This is a genomic window from Neorhizobium sp. LjRoot104, from assembly GCF_964253725.1.
Taxonomy (GTDB): Bacteria; Pseudomonadota; Alphaproteobacteria; order Rhizobiales; family Rhizobiaceae; genus Neorhizobium.
The window spans coordinates 658,521-673,516 of the sequence record NZ_CAXURS020000001.1 but is presented as its reverse complement, the minus strand read 5'-3'; the positions used below and the strand labels follow the sequence as shown (position 1 = coordinate 673,516).

18 protein-coding genes are annotated in these 14,996 nt (G+C 63.2%); 7 read left to right on the top strand and 11 right to left on the bottom strand.

Annotation, left to right across the window (positions count from 1 at the left end; translation table 11 throughout):
• Positions 1-36: 36 nt before the first annotated feature.
• The 3 genes from ACSQ8R_RS03370 to ACSQ8R_RS03360 all read right to left on the bottom strand — a co-directional run bounded on the left by ACSQ8R_RS03370 (position 37) and on the right by ACSQ8R_RS03360 (position 3,491).
• A complete protein-coding gene (locus tag ACSQ8R_RS03370) occupies positions 37-2,385 on the bottom strand; it encodes a putative monovalent cation/H+ antiporter subunit A (protein WP_436252088.1) in 2,349 nt (782 codons plus the stop codon).
• A gap of 302 nt (positions 2,386-2,687) precedes the next feature.
• Complete coding sequence (locus ACSQ8R_RS03365; RefSeq protein ID WP_436255363.1) at positions 2,688-2,927, bottom strand: hypothetical protein; 240 nt, start codon at positions 2,925-2,927, stop codon at positions 2,688-2,690.
• A 186-nt stretch (positions 2,928-3,113) separates the two neighbouring features.
• A complete protein-coding gene (locus ACSQ8R_RS03360) occupies positions 3,114-3,491 on the bottom strand; it encodes a winged helix-turn-helix transcriptional regulator (RefSeq protein ID WP_436252087.1) in 378 nt (125 codons plus the stop codon).
• A gap of 126 nt (positions 3,492-3,617) precedes the next feature.
• Between ACSQ8R_RS03360 and ACSQ8R_RS03355 the strand changes: the two genes are divergently transcribed.
• From ACSQ8R_RS03355 to msrB, 3 genes are all read left to right on the top strand, one after another.
• Complete coding sequence (locus tag ACSQ8R_RS03355) at positions 3,618-4,343, top strand: SDR family NAD(P)-dependent oxidoreductase (protein ID WP_436252086.1); 726 nt, start codon at positions 3,618-3,620, stop codon at positions 4,341-4,343.
• A gap of 130 nt (positions 4,344-4,473) precedes the next feature.
• Entirely contained in the window at positions 4,474-5,115 is a 642-nt protein-coding gene (locus tag ACSQ8R_RS03350; protein WP_436255362.1) for a DsbA family oxidoreductase, read from the top strand.
• A gap of 134 nt (positions 5,116-5,249) precedes the next feature.
• Complete coding sequence (msrB, locus tag ACSQ8R_RS03345) at positions 5,250-5,660, top strand: peptide-methionine (R)-S-oxide reductase MsrB (RefSeq protein ID WP_436252085.1); 411 nt, start codon at positions 5,250-5,252, stop codon at positions 5,658-5,660.
• 36 nt (positions 5,661-5,696) lie between these two features.
• Here the strand turns inward: msrB and ACSQ8R_RS03340 are convergent, their stop codons facing one another.
• The 3 genes from ACSQ8R_RS03340 to ACSQ8R_RS03330 form a co-directional block, all read right to left on the bottom strand.
• Positions 5,697-6,083, bottom strand: a complete 387-nt coding sequence (locus ACSQ8R_RS03340) for a VOC family protein (RefSeq protein WP_436252084.1) — start codon at positions 6,081-6,083, stop codon at positions 5,697-5,699.
• A gap of 143 nt (positions 6,084-6,226) precedes the next feature.
• Complete coding sequence (locus ACSQ8R_RS03335) at positions 6,227-7,099, bottom strand: aldose 1-epimerase family protein (RefSeq protein ID WP_436252083.1); 873 nt, start codon at positions 7,097-7,099, stop codon at positions 6,227-6,229.
• Between the two features lie 109 nt (positions 7,100-7,208).
• Complete coding sequence (locus ACSQ8R_RS03330; protein ID WP_436255361.1) at positions 7,209-7,616, bottom strand: (R)-mandelonitrile lyase; 408 nt, start codon at positions 7,614-7,616, stop codon at positions 7,209-7,211.
• Between the two features lie 401 nt (positions 7,617-8,017).
• Between ACSQ8R_RS03330 and ACSQ8R_RS03325 the strand changes: the two genes are divergently transcribed.
• Positions 8,018-8,653, top strand: a complete 636-nt coding sequence (locus tag ACSQ8R_RS03325; protein ID WP_436252082.1) for a DUF1062 domain-containing protein — start codon at positions 8,018-8,020, stop codon at positions 8,651-8,653.
• A gap of 245 nt (positions 8,654-8,898) precedes the next feature.
• Complete coding sequence (locus tag ACSQ8R_RS03320) at positions 8,899-9,465, top strand: TetR/AcrR family transcriptional regulator (protein ID WP_436252081.1); 567 nt, start codon at positions 8,899-8,901, stop codon at positions 9,463-9,465.
• Between the two features lie 56 nt (positions 9,466-9,521).
• Here ACSQ8R_RS03320 and ACSQ8R_RS03315 read toward each other — a convergent pair whose 3' ends face one another.
• Positions 9,522-10,484, bottom strand: coding sequence for a DMT family transporter (locus ACSQ8R_RS03315; RefSeq protein WP_436252080.1), 963 nt, complete (start codon positions 10,482-10,484; stop codon positions 9,522-9,524).
• Positions 10,485-10,576: 92 nt separating this feature from the next.
• On the opposite strand from ACSQ8R_RS03315, the gene ACSQ8R_RS03310 reads away from it, so the two are divergent.
• Positions 10,577-11,122: a MarR family winged helix-turn-helix transcriptional regulator gene (locus tag ACSQ8R_RS03310; RefSeq protein WP_436252079.1), complete on the top strand. Its 546-nt coding sequence runs from the start codon at positions 10,577-10,579 to the stop codon at positions 11,120-11,122.
• 11 nt (positions 11,123-11,133) lie between these two features.
• Here the strand turns inward: ACSQ8R_RS03310 and ACSQ8R_RS03305 are convergent, their stop codons facing one another.
• Both ACSQ8R_RS03305 and bla read right to left on the bottom strand, forming a co-directional pair.
• A complete protein-coding gene (locus ACSQ8R_RS03305) occupies positions 11,134-12,036 on the bottom strand; it encodes a DMT family transporter (RefSeq protein WP_436252078.1) in 903 nt (300 codons plus the stop codon).
• Positions 12,037-12,321: 285 nt separating this feature from the next.
• Positions 12,322-13,194, bottom strand: coding sequence for a subclass B3 metallo-beta-lactamase (gene bla, locus ACSQ8R_RS03300; RefSeq protein ID WP_436252077.1), 873 nt, complete (start codon positions 13,192-13,194; stop codon positions 12,322-12,324).
• Positions 13,195-13,536: 342 nt separating this feature from the next.
• Between bla and ACSQ8R_RS03295 the strand changes: the two genes are divergently transcribed.
• Entirely contained in the window at positions 13,537-14,169 is a 633-nt protein-coding gene (locus ACSQ8R_RS03295; protein ID WP_436252076.1) for a LysE family translocator, read from the top strand.
• Here ACSQ8R_RS03295 and ACSQ8R_RS03290 read toward each other — a convergent pair whose 3' ends face one another.
• On the bottom strand, positions 14,170-14,433 hold the full coding sequence (locus ACSQ8R_RS03290; RefSeq protein ID WP_436252075.1) for a hypothetical protein: 264 nt from the start codon (positions 14,431-14,433) through the stop codon (positions 14,170-14,172).
• Positions 14,434-14,442: 9 nt separating this feature from the next.
• Complete coding sequence (locus ACSQ8R_RS03285) at positions 14,443-14,946, bottom strand: N-acetyltransferase family protein (protein WP_436252074.1); 504 nt, start codon at positions 14,944-14,946, stop codon at positions 14,443-14,445.
• Between the last annotated feature and the right edge of the window lie 50 nt (positions 14,947-14,996).

The following is a 14,996-nucleotide window of genomic DNA, read 5'->3' as shown; positions in this document are numbered from 1 at the left end:
GGCAGGGCAGAGGGGGGTGCGCCGAGGCGAATGCCATCATTTCCCCTCCCCCTTTTCCACCGTTTTGCGCCCCGCCCTCACCCGGATCAGCGCCAGGACAGCCAGGCCCGTGATCATCACCACCGCGATCTCGCCCAATGTATCCGTGCCGCGGAAGTCGACGATGATGACGTTGACGACGTTGGCGCCGTGGGCGACGGTCTTGGAATAGGTGTTGAAGAAATCGGTGAGCAGGTTGTCGAACGGCACCTGCGTCGATTTCAGAAGGAACAGCGTGAAGCCGAGGCCGCAGGCGACCGCGACCACGCCGTCGAAGAGCGTTTGTCCAAGCGGCCGATGATCCCGGGGCGAGAGCCGCAGCCGGGTCATCACCAGCGCCAGGATGACGACCGACAGCGTCTCGACCATGAACTGGGTGAACGACAGGTCCGGCGCACCGAACAGCAGGAAGATGACGGCGACGGCAAAACCCTGGATGCCGAGGGAAACGATCGCCGTCAGCCGGTCCTTTGCGCGCAGCACGGCAACAACACCAATCACCGCGATCAGAAAGAACGCCGCTTCCTGGACCAGCACGTCTTCCGGCCAGGCGGGCATGGCGGGCAATTCGCCGAACACGAAGGGCGGCACGAGCAGCGTCACCGCCAGCAGGAGGAAGGTTGCGGTGATGTAGATTTCCAGCCGTCCCGGCTGGACCAGGCGGGTGACGACCCCCGAAAGCCGCACCATGCCGGAGACGAAATGATCGAAACCGCGGTCGGGACCGGGGCCGAGGTTTTCCACCAGGCGGACCGCGAGCCCCCGCGCGGCGTCCAGCCGCCAGTAGACGAGCGCTCCAAGCCCCATCGTGGCGAGAGAAAGGAACAGCGGCAGACCGATATGGGGCATCGACGTGATGTCGATCACCACCGGCCTGCCGGCGATCGCACTCGCCATCGGCGAGGAGATGTAACGATGGGCGATATCGGGAAAGAGCGCGCCGAGCAGACCGAGGATGGCGAGATAGAACGGGCCGAGCAGGAGGCTGATCGGCGCCTCATGCACATCCCTGACCGCCTCGCTGCGGGGGCCGAGGAACGGTTTCAACGCGACGGCGAAAGCAAGCGTGAACATCAGCGCATTGCCGATCACCGCAAGGCCGGTGAAGAAGACGGCGCGCGGATTTCCGGCCGCAAGCGCCGCATAGATCTCCTCCTTGGCGAGAAAACCGAAGGACAGCGGCAGGCCGCCCATGGAGAGCGCCGCGAGCAGGGCCGCGGCGAATGTGATCGGCATGGCGGCGCGCAATCCGCCGAGCTGCGTCACGTCGCGAATGCCGGCCTCGTGATCGACGGCGCCCACCGCCATGAAGAGGGACCCTTTGAAGAGGCAATGGGCAATCAGGTAGAGCACCGCCGCCTGCGCCGCATGCGCCGAGCCGAACCCCGTCAACATTACCAGGAGCCCGAGCGACGCCATGGTCGTATAGGCCAGTATCAGCTTCATATCCGTCTGCCGCAGGCCGATCACCGTGCCGGCGGCAAGGGTGATGCCGCCGAAGAAGGGAAGCAGGATTTCCCAGGCCGGCGTGGCGCCCATCACCGGATTGAGGCGCATCAGCAGGTAGACGCCGGCCTTCACCATGGTCGCGGAGTGCAGGTAGGCGGAAACCGGGGCCGGCGCCTCCATGGCGTTCGGCAGCCAGAAATGGAACGGGAACTGCGCCGACTTGGTGAAGGCGCCGCCGAGCACCAGCAGCAGGGTCGCGAGATAGAACGGGCTCTGGCGCAGCGCGTCGCCCAGGTGCACGAGCAGCGAAAGCTGGGTGACGCCGGTAATGTTCCAGAGGAAGACCAGGCCAGCGAGCAGGCAGAGTCCTCCCCCGCCGGTGACCACCAGCGCCTGAAGCGCCGCACGGCGCGCGGCCTCCCGCTCGTGATCGAAACCGATCAGCAGGAAAGAGGTGATCGAGGTGAGCTCCCAATAGACGAACAGCATCAGGAAACTGTCCGAAACGACGAGGCCGAGCATGGCGCCCATGAAGGCTAGGATGAAGGAGAGGAAGCGCCCCAGTCTTTCATGGCCCTTCATGTAGCTTCCGGAATAGGCGACGATCAACATCCCCATGCCGGTGACCAGCAGCGCGAAGGTGAGCGAAAGGCCGTCGAGGAACCAGGAAAAGGAGAGGTTGAAGCTCGGCGCCCAGGCATACCCCCCGGTCACCACTTCGCCGCCGGCGATCTCCGGCAGGAAGGCGCAGAAATGCAGGAAGGCGAGCGCGGGGGCCAGCGCCAGAACCCAGGCTGCCCTGTCTCCCAGAAGACGGGTGAGGAAGGGCGCCAGAGCGGAAGCGACGAAGGGAAGGAAGAGTGCGAAGAACGTCAACGCCGGCGCATTGGCAGCCATGTCATCTCCACGCTTCAAAAGCCTTACACCGCCCCGACCGTTCGGAGGCAGGTGATTTTCTAGGGGAAACATGTCCCCGCCTCAAGCGGAACCGGACGAAACACACAGAAACGCGACTTTTGGGGAATTCGAGGGCAGGTGCGACGGACGCTCGAGGGGAAGCTTTGCGCGATGAGCAGTCACTACTGGCCTCGCAAAACTGCCTATTCTGCGGCCGGCCGAGCCATGTCGGGTTCGCGCTACCGGCTGGTGTTTGGCCTATGCTTAAGCAACGGTTGGGCATCATGCCTCATGAGAAGGCTTCACGAAGAAGCCGAGAATTTCACCGTCACGCCGCGCTGCCGAAAGTAGGCCTGCATTAGCTTCCTGCCAGAACGGTTGTTCTGCACCAGCTTGGCCGGGTCGAATACGGCCTCTTTCAAACCCGTTCGGGCCATCGCCGCCTTGAGCGCCGCGATATGCACGTCGATGTCGGCGTTGTTCGCTTGGAGCGATTCATAAATGCGGCCTGTTGCATCTGCTACGGTCGGTTCGCTCACTATTTCACTCCAGTCGTTATCTGTTTGGCGATTGCAACATTTCAGCTTGACCCTATCGTGGTGAAAGGTGCCCTCGTCAATAGGGGCGGTGGATTGGAACATGGCGCCCTCTTTGGAAGGGACCCGGCACCCTCGCGGTCGAGACGACACGGCCGCTTCGCGCGCCAACTGCGGAGATCGAAGCGCACCTTAGCTTGCATCATACCGAACGCGGGCGCTTCGGATATTGTCCTGATTGCTGTTCGCCCATGTGACGAGCGCCATCACCGGCGCAAGAAGCGTCCGTCCTACCTCCGTCAATTCGTAGTCCACGCGCGGCGGAACAGTGGGAAACAATGTCCGCTTTACCAACCCATCACGTTCCAGTCCGCGCAAGTTGATGGTCAGCATCCGTTGTGAGATTCCGTCGATCTGACGCCGCAGTTCATTGAACCGAACGGGTCCATTTCTCAGCGTCGCGATGATGTAGAGGGTCCATTTGTCGCCGACGAGATCGAGGATTTCCCGAACGACCCGGCAGTCGTCACCTTCGCCGGGGGTAGGAAAATCAATGTCACTTAGTGTCATAGGAGTGCCTTCTTGCGGGGGAAAGGGTGGTCACCTTAATAGTGTTGGTAACAAAAGTGTACCACCCGGTTCACGTCAGAGCAAAGGCCGCCAGGCGGCTGCTCCCAACAACAAAAAGGACCTGTCATGACTACTAAGAAGACGATCGCGATATTCGGCGCCGGCGCGGGGCTTGGCGCCTCTCTTGCCACGCGGTTTGGTCGAGAAGGCTACCGCGTTGCGCTCGTGGCGCGCTCTGCCGAACCTTTAGAAAAGCGAGTGGCCGAACTGGCCGAAGAAGGGATCGAAGCTGTCGCATTCCCTGCGGATCTGACAGATCTATCGGGGATTCCCGCGCTCATTCACTCGATTGAGGAGCGCTTCGGGACGATCGACGTTGCGATCTATTCGCCGGTACCTTCAAACGCCGGTTTCGTTTCGGCGGTCGATCTCGACAGCGCCAAGCTGCAGTCGATGACGCCGATCTTCACCTATGCGCCGGTCGAAGTGTCGCATGCGCTGCTGCCTGGCATGCTGGCCCGTGGGGATGGCGCGATTGTCCTCGTCACCGGCCTCACGGCCGTTGTCACCGTGCCCGGCGTAAGCGGCGTAGGCCCCGCGATGACGGCGGCGCGCAACTACATCCTCACGCTCAATGCCGAGGTGGCCGGTAAGGGCGTGTTCGCGGGGTCTGTGAGTATCGGCGCAATGATCGAGCGCTCGACCGGAATGCGCATTGCGACCGCCGGTGGCGCAACCCTCGATCCGAGGCTTCCGACGATCGATCCCGATGTCATTGCGGAGGAGATCCGGAACCTCGTCGTCAAACGCGACCGGGTCGAGGTGATCCTGCCCGCGCCGCCGCAGTCCTGACTGGTTCCTGGCATGGGCGTTTCTTCAGCATCGACCTGTTGAACCGGCCGTGCAGGAAGAACCTCAATTTGAAGAGCGTGCGCTCATAGTCGTGCCGGAGCTGCACGCTCAACGGACCGAAGGACAACAGATGCTGCAAATCGATCTTTACACCGAAATCACCTGTCCCTGGTGCATCATCGGACATCATCGCCTCGACAAGGTTCTGGCGGAACGTTTCTCTGAACTGGACGTGGATATCCGCCAACACCCGGTCCTTCTGCTTCCAGATGTGCCTGCAGAGGGCCTCTACATTCCCGATCTTCTCCTCAAGCGCTATGGTGTGACCGACCCGAAGGCGTCGTTCGCCCGGCCTGAAGCAGAGGCGCGGGCGTCGGGCCTTGATCTTGACCTGAGCCGCCAGCCCTGGACTTACAGGACGCAGGCAGCGCATGGGTTGATCCTCGCGGCGCAAGCACGCGGAACCCAGCATAAGCTCGCGGTCGCGATCACTGATGCCCACTTCCTGGAAGCGAAGAATATCTCGGATGCCGACGTCCTCGCGGATATTGCCGTGGCCCATGGGTTCGAACGAGAAGAAGCCAGGGCGGTAGCACTCGATCCTGAGCAACACAGACGTGTCGAGCAGGAGGCGGCCCGATCAATGGCTGCCGGGGTCAGCTCGGTTCCTCATTTCGTCTTCGGCGGGCGCATCGCCATCAACGGGGGACGCAGCGAAGACGAGATTGCATCGGCGATCCGTAAGGCCGCCAGTGTGGTCGCGTCCGGCTAACCAAAACAGTCGGCAACGACCGCTTCATCGTTCGCGACTGACCCATGCTTTATCAAATTCGTGCCTCTCCAATCGCGGACTTTTCCTTCGCCGCCTCAATGCCTATCTAAGGGGAAAACGAAAGGAACCTTGCGATGTCCGAAGTCGTCACCCCGAAAGTCCAGAAGACCGATGCGGAATGGCGCGCGCTCTTGACGCCCGAGCAGTACCGCATCCTGCGGCAGGCCGGCACCGAGCGTGCCTTTACCGGCCCTTTCTGGAACAGCCACGAAAAGGGTCTCTACAGCTGCGCCGCCTGCCACGAGCCGCTGTTCGTCTCCGACACCAAGTTCGATTCCGGCTGCGGCTGGCCGAGCTATTTCGAGGCTGTGAACCCGGAGGCAATCACCGAAATCCGCGACACCTCGCACGGGATGGTGCGCACCGAAGTCCGCTGCAGCAATTGCGGCGGCCATCTCGGCCACGTCTTTCCCGACGGCCCGCCGCCGACCGGCCTGCGCTACTGCATCAACGGCCATGCGATGGATTTCGAGGCGATGAAGTAGGCAGGGCGGAAGGCTGAGCCGTTCCGGTCCGCCGCCTCAATAATCGTCGCTGATCTCGAGCCAGTAGCCGTCCGGGTCCTGCAGGTAGACGGACCGCACGCCATCGGCACGCGTGTGGATCCTGCCCTCGTTTCTCGCCAGATCCCCGTATCTGGTGCCGGTTGCGGCGATATGGGCGATCGTGCCGTCGAGGTCGGTGACGGCGATGCAGAGATGGGTCGACATGGTGACGTAGGTCTTGCCGAAATCACCTTCGATCAGGTGGATCGACTGGTCGTCGCCGATGCCGAACCAGCGGATGTTGGGCTTGCGGGCCTTGCACTCGATTTCCGGCAGGCGAAGGACCTTCTGATAGAAGTCGGCGCTGCGGGTGAGGTCCCGGACCATGATGGACAGGTGGTTTATGCGAAGCGACGCGGCCATGCTCTCCCCCCAATCAGCTCTCGCGGGACCGCCTGACATAAGGTCTGGTCCTTGCTGTCCCGGGCGGCGATTGCGCCCGGGAATGCCGGCGGTAGTCATAGACCGAATGCGGGACGGCGGGAAGCCGGGATGGCTCCGGGGTGTCAGACCGGCAGTTCCACCGTGAAGGCGAAACGGGCCTTTTCGCCCGGCTGAAGAACCAGGCCATAGGGGCGCCTGGCAATGTCGTCCGAGCCGCCGAGTTCGGCCGCCGTGCCATACCAGGGTTCGATGCAGATGAACGGCGCGCCGGGTTTCTGCCAGAGCGCCAGGTTCGGCAGGTTCTCGAAGGAAAATTTCAGGGCGGGACCGCCCTCGGCGGCATAGGTCAGCCCCTCGCCCGCGCCTTCCGCAAAGATCATCGCATCGGCCTCGAACATCGAATGATCGAGCGTCAGTTTTCCGGCCTTGAAGGGAGAAGCGAGCTTTTCCGGCTTCACCAGCCCGCCTTCGAGCCGCGTCAGGGCCGGTTCGGCGCCGTTGTCGAGCGTGATGGTGTGGGCCGCGGTGGCAGCCGCGCCCGGGATCGGCCAGACGAAGGCCGGGTGGAAGCCAAGGCCGAAGGGCATCGGCTTCTGATCGCGGTTCTCGACTTCGGCGGCGACCGTCAGCGCGCGGCCGTTGAGCAAGTGCTCGACCGCCAGCAGGAATTCGAACGGATAGACGGCGCGCGTCGCATCCGAGGCTGCGAGCTCATAGCGGCACATGGTATCGCTCGACACGGCGAGGGTAAATTCGCTGCGGCGGGCGAAGCCGTGCTGGCCCATCTCATACGACTTGCCCTCGACGCTGATGCGGTTTTCCGGCGCCTTGCCGACCATCGGAAACAGAACCGGCGAGCGGCCGTTCCAGAAGGCGGCGTCGCCGTTCCACAGGAAGGAGCGGCCGTCGGACGCGGTCAGCGCCTGCATCTCGGAGCCGAGCGAGGAAATATCGACGGTCAGGTACGGGTTGGAAATGCGTGTCTGGCTGGGCATGGCGGTTCCTCTCGGCTGAATGATCCCAAGCTTCCGTCACAAGGATTGCCATTCGATGACCAAAGCGCGGTCCGGGTCCCCGAGGCCGACAATTTAAACCGCGCGAACCTCAGTCCTGCGCAATATCGCCCGAATATTGCTGGTCCGTCACCGGCCCCAGCCACTCGGCGGTGCTGCCGTTCAGCGCTTCCTGGATGGCGATATGGGTCATCGCGGTGGCGGCGGCGGCACCGTGCCAGTGTTTTTCGCCGGGCGGGAACCAGATCACGTCGCCGGGTCGGATGACCCGGACCGGCTCGCCCCAGACCTGGGCGAGGCCGGCGCCGGCCGTGACGATCAGCGTCTGGCCGAGCGGGTGGGTGTGCCAGTCGGTGCGGGCGCCCGGTTCGAAGGTGACGGAAAGGGCGCGGACCCGGGCCGGCTCCGGCGCCTCGACGATCGGATCGAGCCGGACGGTGCCGGTGAAATATTGTGGGGGAGCCTGCGAAGGCCGCGATCCGCTGCGCTTGATGTCCATGATTCGATCCTCGCTGAACGACTGGTCCGTCTTCATATAGGCCGCATATAGGCCGTAGTGGCCGCCACGCCCAAAAAACTTGACTTCCATCTTGGCATGATTATCCCTTTCCGTCGAAGAGCGTCGGCCTTTGAGGTTCAGTTTGCCCAAGTAATCCCCGGTCTCGACAGGTTCACCCTCCCATTCGGAAGAGCGATGGCGCTTGTCCGCGTGGGAACACTGTTCATCGGGGTGGCGGCTTGAGACCGGTTTGGCATTGATCGTGCCAGTGCGGCCTCCGTCGCCCTGCTTCCGACGCTCCCTTCCCACAGTCCGGACCTTCGCCACGCCGCGTGCGCCCCAAGAGGGCTTCTTGAGTGCCGTTTCCCGCATGAACTTCCTGACCGGAAGATCAAAACGGCATGTGCGACATCCTCCATCTCGAATGGACTGCAACCCCTAAAACTCCACCCCGGCCGATCCTTGCCTGCAGCGGCTGCAGGCTCTCGAAACCGTTCCGCTCCAGCGGCCGCATCCGCCTCAACGCCAATGGCAAGCGGCTCGATGCGTGGCTCATCTACAAATGCCTCGATTGCGACGGCACCTGGAACCGGCCGATCTTCGAGCGGCAGAACGTCCGGGCGATCGATCCTGGGGTGCTCGAAGCGATGCAGGCGAGCACCCCGGACTTCGTCTCCCGCATCGAGTTCGACGTGCAGGCGCTGAAGGCCCGGGCGAGCCGCGTCGAGGAAAGCGACGACATCGACATGCGCAGGACGGTCCTGCGCTACGATGCGGATTGGCGGCGGATCGTGATCGCGCTCGCCCTGCCCTACCCGACCGGCCTGCGGCTCGACCGGCTGCTGGCGGCGGAACTGCCGCTGTCGCGCAGCCGGCTGCAGGCGCTTTCCGACGCCGGCGAGCTTCGGATCGGGCCGGAACGGAAGGACGCGCTGAAACGTGGCATCCGCGACGGCACCCTGATCACGCTCGACCTGCGCGACGAAGCCGAGCGGCTTGCTATCGGGCGGGCGGCGATGGCGGCGGACCAGCGATAGCCGGTGGCGTCGGCCGGCTTGCCGCGCTCCTGGACCTCTTTCAGGTAGCGCCGGCATCCGGCCGCGAACCGCGCCGGGCTCCACCGCGATACCCCGCCCGCCACGAGCGCGATTTTCCCCTCCGGCGGTTTTTGTACACGTGTGACATGACGACTCCTTCCCTTCCGTTTCCGTATGGTTAGAAGTGGCTTTCCAAATCATGGCTAATATATAAACGTTTATTCGTTTATAATTTGAGAGACGAGATGGCGCGACCAAAAACCATGCCGGACAGCGACGTACTGGCGGCAGCGCTGAAGATGATGCACGAAAAAGGCCTGGAGGCGCTGACCTTCGCCTCGCTTGCGACCGCCTGCGGCCTTTCCGGCTCGACGCTGGTGCAGCGTTTCAGGAACAAGGAAGAACTTGCCCGCGCCGCCCTGCTGTTTGCCTGGGACGATCTCGATGCCAAGACCGAGGCGGCGATCGCGGCCGCGCCGAAGACGCCCCAAGGTGCCGTGGACATTCTCGCAACGCTTTCGGGAGACTATGGCAGCATCGAAGCCTATGCCGAAGGCCTGCTGATGCTGCGCGAGGATTTTCGCGATCCGCGCCTGCGTGCCCGGGGCGGCGCCTGGGGCGAGGTTATCTCCACTGCGATCACCGCCTGTTTTGCAGCGACGCCCGGCACGCCGGACGATATCGGCATGCTGATGGCCTCGCAGTGGCAGGGCTGCCTTCTCTGGTGGGGGTTCAACCCCATGGGGCCGATCGACGCGCATGTGCGCCGGAGCCTGGAAGGGTTTGTCGCAGCAGTGCTGCCGAGGCAATGAAAAAAGGCCCGGGATGCTGGGCCTTTCGTCGAACTCCTGGGCTCAGGCTCACAGGCTCAGGCAATCTTGCCGCTACGCCGCGGGCGAAGGACGGCGGCAAGCCTGCCGCTGGCGCCGACAAGAATTTCCGTCTTCAGCGACACGATTGCGACACCGGCAAGGACGATCGTGGTTGCGATGATCTCTCTGAGGCTGACCGGTTCGCCCAGCAGGACAAAACCGAGGACGATCGTCCAGGGCGGCAGGAAATAGCCGTTCATCGAACCGATCGTCGGACCTGCCTTCTTGAGGATGTTCATATAGAGAACGATCGGCAGGGCCGTGCCGAACACGCCGAGGACGAGAAGCAGCGGCAGATTTCCGAGCGCTGGTGAAAAGGCCGAAAAACCGCCGATATAGATCACCACGGCAAAGGTCGGCAGGCCGGAAAACAGCTGCTGCCCCAGCGCCAGCCGGACCGGTTGGGCACCTGGAATGCCACGCACATAAAGATTGCCGAGCGCATAGCTGACTGCGACGATGGCCACGGCGCCGACGCCGCGAAGACTGACGCTGTCTGCACCGAGCGCTGCCGGGCCGATCAGCAGGACCATGCCGCCGAACCCGGTCGCAAGCCCGAGCGCCACCTTTGGCGTCAGCCGTTCGCTCGCAAACAGCGCCTGCGCCAGAACCGCGACGACGAGCGGCGTGGCGGCCTGGATCATCGATGTCAGGCCCGCCGAAATTTCCGTCAGCGCGTAGGCCGTCAGGCTGTTCGGCACGACACCCTGCAGGAAACCGAGGACAATCCAGTCGCGTATCTCCCGGCCGCGCGGGAGAATGTTGTGGCCGGAGACGATCATCCAGACGGCGATCAGGCTGCCGCCCATCAGCCCTCTCACCGCCGTCAGGGCGAGCGGCGACAGCGCCGTGCCCGCCACCTTCAGCAGAATGAAGGCCGCTCCCCACAGGAAGGAACAGGCAAGCATCTGCACGATCAGCAGGATTTCAAATGGCTTTCTTGCGGCGATCGAAGGCATGGTCGGTTCCTCACCTATTTATCTTCACGTGAAGATATTTGCTCCTGATTTATCTTCATGTCAAGATAGTTTTGTCGAGACGGAGAATCGGAATGGCGGAAGAACGAAAGACGCAGGATCACATCGACCGGGCGCGAGGCCAGTGGGCCAAACAATTGCCGGATCTCGATACGGGGCCGATGGAGATTCTCGGCCGCATCTATCGCGTATCGCGGCTGGTGACGCCGTCGATCGAGGCGACATTCGCATCCTTCCAGCTCGACCGCGGAGAGTTCGACGTCGTGGCGACCCTATTGCGCTCCGGGCCGCCCCATCGGCTGACGCCGACGGAGCTCTACCGTTCGCTGATGATCGCCTCCGGCAGCCTCACCCACCGGCTGGGCCGGCTGGAAAAAGCCGGCCTGATCAAGCGCGTGCCTTCCGACAACGACGGCCGCAGCCTGGCGGTGCAGCTGACGGACGAAGGCGCCCGGCGGGCCGAGGCTGCGTTCCGGCAGGACATGGCGAGCGAGGCGGAAGCCATCGCGGGCTTCGATCCTGAAAAGAAAAGGCAGCTTGCCGGCCTGCTTCGGGAACTGAACCTCGCCGTCGAGGCCCATCTGTCCCGCCAGACGCCCGGCGAGCCATCGCAGGATTGACGGCCACGACATCACGCCGCCGCTAATTTTCGCCGCGCCGGCAGGGTCATGGCGATGACACCCGCGACGACACAGACGAGGCCGGCCCATGCGCTCGAATTCAGGCTTTCGCCAAGGAAAACGACGCCGATCGCCACCCCGACCGGCACGCGCAGATAGGCCTGCGCCGTCGCGCCGACCGAGCCGAGGGTCTGCATCAGCCGGAAATAGATGACGAAGGCGAGCGCGGTTGAGAAGACCGAAAGCGCGGCCAGCGCGAGGATCGACGCCAGCGAAGGCGCGAGCGTCCAGGGCTTGTCGATGATCAGGCTCGCCGGGATCAGCAGGGCTGCGCCACAGACGAGCGAGCCCGCCGCCGGCATGATCGGGTCGAGACCCTTGAAGTTCCTGCCGAAGATCGCCGCACCCGCATAACACACCGTCGCCAGCACGATCGCGAGTTGGGCAATCAACCCCTCGCCGAGGCCCGACAGCGCCTGCACGCCGATGACGAGGCAGATGCCGACAAGCCCGGCGCCGACGCCGAACAGTTTTCGCGCCGTCACCGGCTCGTGGCGGGTGATCAACGCGGTGATCAGGAAGGCGAAGATCGGCGTGGTGGAATTGAGGATCGCGGCAAGCCCGGCGTCGGTCGTCTGTTCCGCCCAGGCAATCAGCGTGAAGGGGATGGCGCTGTTCAGGCAGGCCTGGAACAGGAAACGCGCCCATGTACCCCTATCGCGCGGCAGCTTCAGGCCGCGCCAGCGGATGATGGCAAGCAGCACCGTTCCGGCAATGAGTGTGCGCAGCGCGATCAGCGTGACCGGCGGAATGGTCTCGACGCCGATCTTGATGAAGGTATAGGAGGCTCCCCAGAGCGTCGAAAGCGCCAGGAGCAGCGCGAGTTCTTTGGTGATATTCGGTGTGTTCGGCATGATCTCGCCTGGCCCGTTCGCGTTTCCGATGCGCCCGTTCTAGGTCAACGCGGCAGGGGGATGCTTCGGCGCGGATCGAAGTATTTCGATGCCGATCGGGATCGGCTGCGAAACGAGGCCAATAGCGAAGGCGAGATATGGCACTCGCGGCGGTCGGCTTGCGTGAAGCAGCCGATTGCGGACATGGGCTGGCGGGATGCAGCCGGCATTCCCTACCTCGCCCCGGAGATCCTGCTTTTCTAGCCATGGTCTGAGCGGGAAGGCCGTCCACCTTCACCCTGCTGCTTACTTGGTAATCTTCTCCGCGGCCTTCTCGACACCCATTTCGAGATCCACCTCGTCCTCGAAGGCGCGTTTCTTACCGGCTATGAACTGCCGGTAGCCCTCCGGATCGATCCAGGCATTGACGCCCTCGGTTTCTGCGCGTTTCCGTTTTCCAGCAAGGTCGTAATATTCGTTGTGCTGCGCCAGCCAGATATCGGGCTTGAGCATTTCGAGCTGGTGGTGGGTACGGCGGTAATCCTCGGTGATGCCGGGATAGGACGGGTTCCTGGCGACACGATAGCCGGGATTGAATCCCGCCCCATCCGGAAACGCCACCACGTAAGGCTTTCCATCGACGACGATGTCGGCGATCCAGGTGGTCGCGCCGCGCGTATGGCCGGGGGTGAGATAGGCCGTCAGCCGCATATCACCCATCCTGATCACGTCGCCATCACGCAGGATGCGATCGACCTTGGCGGCCGGGTAGACGAAGTCGTCAGCGTATTTGAAATCGTTCTTGTCGCCGCTCTCCATCGCCGCGACGTCCTCCCGCATCACCGCCAGCGGCGCGCCGAACTGTTCCTTGAAATAGGCAAACGCGCCGGCATGATCGATATGCGCGTGGCCGTTGATCATCAGCCTGATGTCCTCCGGCCTGAAGCCGAGCTTGTGGATGGAATCGGCAATCATCGGCCCGGAGGACGGCATGCCGGTATTCATCAGGATCAACCCCTCGGAGGTTGAGAACAGGAAGCAGCCGAGCCCCTTGGTGCCGACGAAATAGACGGGACCGACGATCCTGACGGGTTCGTCCGGCTCTTCCCATTTGAGCGCCTTCCTGGCCATCGCCAGAAACAGATTGTTGTCGTTGGCGAGCTGCTCCTGGGTCGGCATGGCCTGCGCCTCAGATCCGGTCTGGGACGGGGATTGAGTCTGGGATTGCGTGGAAAGGACCAGAAGGGATGCTGCTGTAATTGAAAGAAGCTTTACCGGGGTCATGGCATGCATGGCCGCCTCCTCAACAGGGCAAAAGCCGACACCGACCCGTGTTCATCCTCAGGACCTGCCCTTTGGTTCTTGAATTCCACGGGCGGCGGGATACTACTCCTGCTTTTGGCAAAAGACCACAACAACCGTTACTGCCGCCGCTCTCAGAGTTAACGAATTCGAGCTATTCACCGCTTGCAGGCGGATGAAAGCTCCTGCATTGATGGTTGCCCATTGACGGAGCCGCGCATGCCCTCGACCGAGCTGTTTATCGCCTTTCTCGCCACCACGGTGGTGTTTGCCTATATTCCCGGCCCGGCCATGCTCTATGCCGCGGCCCAGACGCTGGCGCGCGGGCGATGGTCGGGGTTGATGGCATCGCTCGGCATCCATATCGGCGGGTATGCGCATGTGTTTGCCGCCGCGGCGGGGCTTTCGGTGCTCTTCCACGCGGTGCCGATGCTCTACCTGGCGGTGAAGCTGGCGGGGGCGGCCTATCTCGTCTGGCTCGGCATCTCGCTCTTCCGCGCCAGGGCGGCGGGCGATGTCGAGCTTCCGGAGATCGCCCAGAAATCCGGCCGGCGGGCGTTTTTCGAAAGCATCACGGTGGAAGTACTGAACCCGAAGACGGCGATCTTCTTCCTCGCCTTCCTGCCGCAGTTCATCGACGCGTCCGCGGCCTTCCCCATCTGGCTGCAGTTCGTCATCCTCGGGACGATCGTCAACCTGATGTTCTCGTCGGCCGATATCGTCTGCGTGCTGCTGGCCGGCGCGGTGATCACCCGGCTGAAGCGCTCCAGCGGGGCGCAAAGGCTGATGCAGCGGGCGGGCGGCGCATTGCTGGTCGGGCTCGGCGCGCACCTGGCGCTGCAGCGGAGCTAGTCAGTCCATTTCCGACCGGCCGCTCTTGGCGCGTTCTTCCGACAGCTTCCGGTATTTGGCTTCGAAATAGGCGAGGACTTCTTCAGCCGGCTTAACACGACCTGCCTCGGCATCGGCAAGACCGCGAGCAAGCGCGGCGTCCAGCGCCGCCAAACGCTTCGCTCTCCCTTCCGGTGACCCTGCGCGGTCGAGCCAGGCTTCGAGCGGATCGTCATCATCGATGGGCTGATCCTCCGATGCCAAAACCACCATAGGCAGCAACACCGCGCCACCTCACCCCGTAACCTTCAGCTCCATGCAGGTCAGGTCCAGCCAGCGGCCGAACTTGGTGCCGACTTCGGAAAACGTGCCGGCTGTGCGGAAACCGAGTTTTTCGTGGAGGCCGATCGAGGCTGAATTTCCCGCCTCGATGCAGGCGACCATGACGTGGATGCCGTTCGAGGCAGCGCGGGTGATCAGTTCCTGCATCAGCAGCCGGCCAATGCCGCCGCCGCGGAAATCGCGATGGACGTAGACGGAGTGCTCGACCGTGTGGCGGAAACCGTCGAAGGCGCGCCAGTCGCCATAGGAGGCATATCCCGCGACTGCGCCGCCGACATCCGCCACCAGAACCGGAAAGCCGCGCGCCTTGCGGGCTGAAAACCATTCCTTGCGGTTCTGGAGATCGACCAAGACCTCGTTCCAGATCGCCGTCGTGTTGGCGACCGCGTCGTTGTAGATCTCCATGATGACAGGGAGATCGGTTTCGGCGGCGTCGCGGACAAGGGGTTCGGTCATGTCGTATCGTCCATCATGATGCTATTTCGTCTACTATAGCAGACGCCAGG

What these genes read in the sequence shown, in the direction of transcription:
- ACSQ8R_RS03370 (WP_436252088.1), bottom strand. Translation starts at nt 2,385, where the DNA reads ATGGCTGCCAATGCGCCGGCGTTGACGTTCTTCGCACTCTTCCTTCCC.
- ACSQ8R_RS03360 (WP_436252087.1), bottom strand. Translation starts at nt 3,491, where the DNA reads ATGACACTAAGTGACATTGATTTTCCTACCCCCGGCGAAGGTGACGAC.
- ACSQ8R_RS03355 (WP_436252086.1), top strand. Translation starts at nt 3,618, where the DNA reads ATGACTACTAAGAAGACGATCGCGATATTCGGCGCCGGCGCGGGGCTT.
- ACSQ8R_RS03350 (WP_436255362.1), top strand. Translation starts at nt 4,474, where the DNA reads ATGCTGCAAATCGATCTTTACACCGAAATCACCTGTCCCTGGTGCATC.
- msrB (WP_436252085.1), top strand. Translation starts at nt 5,250, where the DNA reads ATGTCCGAAGTCGTCACCCCGAAAGTCCAGAAGACCGATGCGGAATGG.
- ACSQ8R_RS03340 (WP_436252084.1), bottom strand. Translation starts at nt 6,083, where the DNA reads ATGGCCGCGTCGCTTCGCATAAACCACCTGTCCATCATGGTCCGGGAC.
- ACSQ8R_RS03335 (WP_436252083.1), bottom strand. Translation starts at nt 7,099, where the DNA reads ATGCCCAGCCAGACACGCATTTCCAACCCGTACCTGACCGTCGATATT.
- ACSQ8R_RS03330 (WP_436255361.1), bottom strand. Translation starts at nt 7,616, where the DNA reads ATGGACATCAAGCGCAGCGGATCGCGGCCTTCGCAGGCTCCCCCACAA.
- ACSQ8R_RS03325 (WP_436252082.1), top strand. Translation starts at nt 8,018, where the DNA reads ATGTGCGACATCCTCCATCTCGAATGGACTGCAACCCCTAAAACTCCA.
- ACSQ8R_RS03320 (WP_436252081.1), top strand. Translation starts at nt 8,899, where the DNA reads ATGGCGCGACCAAAAACCATGCCGGACAGCGACGTACTGGCGGCAGCG.
- ACSQ8R_RS03315 (WP_436252080.1), bottom strand. Translation starts at nt 10,484, where the DNA reads ATGCCTTCGATCGCCGCAAGAAAGCCATTTGAAATCCTGCTGATCGTG.
- ACSQ8R_RS03310 (WP_436252079.1), top strand. Translation starts at nt 10,577, where the DNA reads ATGGCGGAAGAACGAAAGACGCAGGATCACATCGACCGGGCGCGAGGC.
- ACSQ8R_RS03305 (WP_436252078.1), bottom strand. Translation starts at nt 12,036, where the DNA reads ATGCCGAACACACCGAATATCACCAAAGAACTCGCGCTGCTCCTGGCG.
- bla (WP_436252077.1), bottom strand. Translation starts at nt 13,194, where the DNA reads ATGCCGACCCAGGAGCAGCTCGCCAACGACAACAATCTGTTTCTGGCG.
- ACSQ8R_RS03295 (WP_436252076.1), top strand. Translation starts at nt 13,537, where the DNA reads ATGCCCTCGACCGAGCTGTTTATCGCCTTTCTCGCCACCACGGTGGTG.
- ACSQ8R_RS03285 (WP_436252074.1), bottom strand. Translation starts at nt 14,946, where the DNA reads ATGACCGAACCCCTTGTCCGCGACGCCGCCGAAACCGATCTCCCTGTC.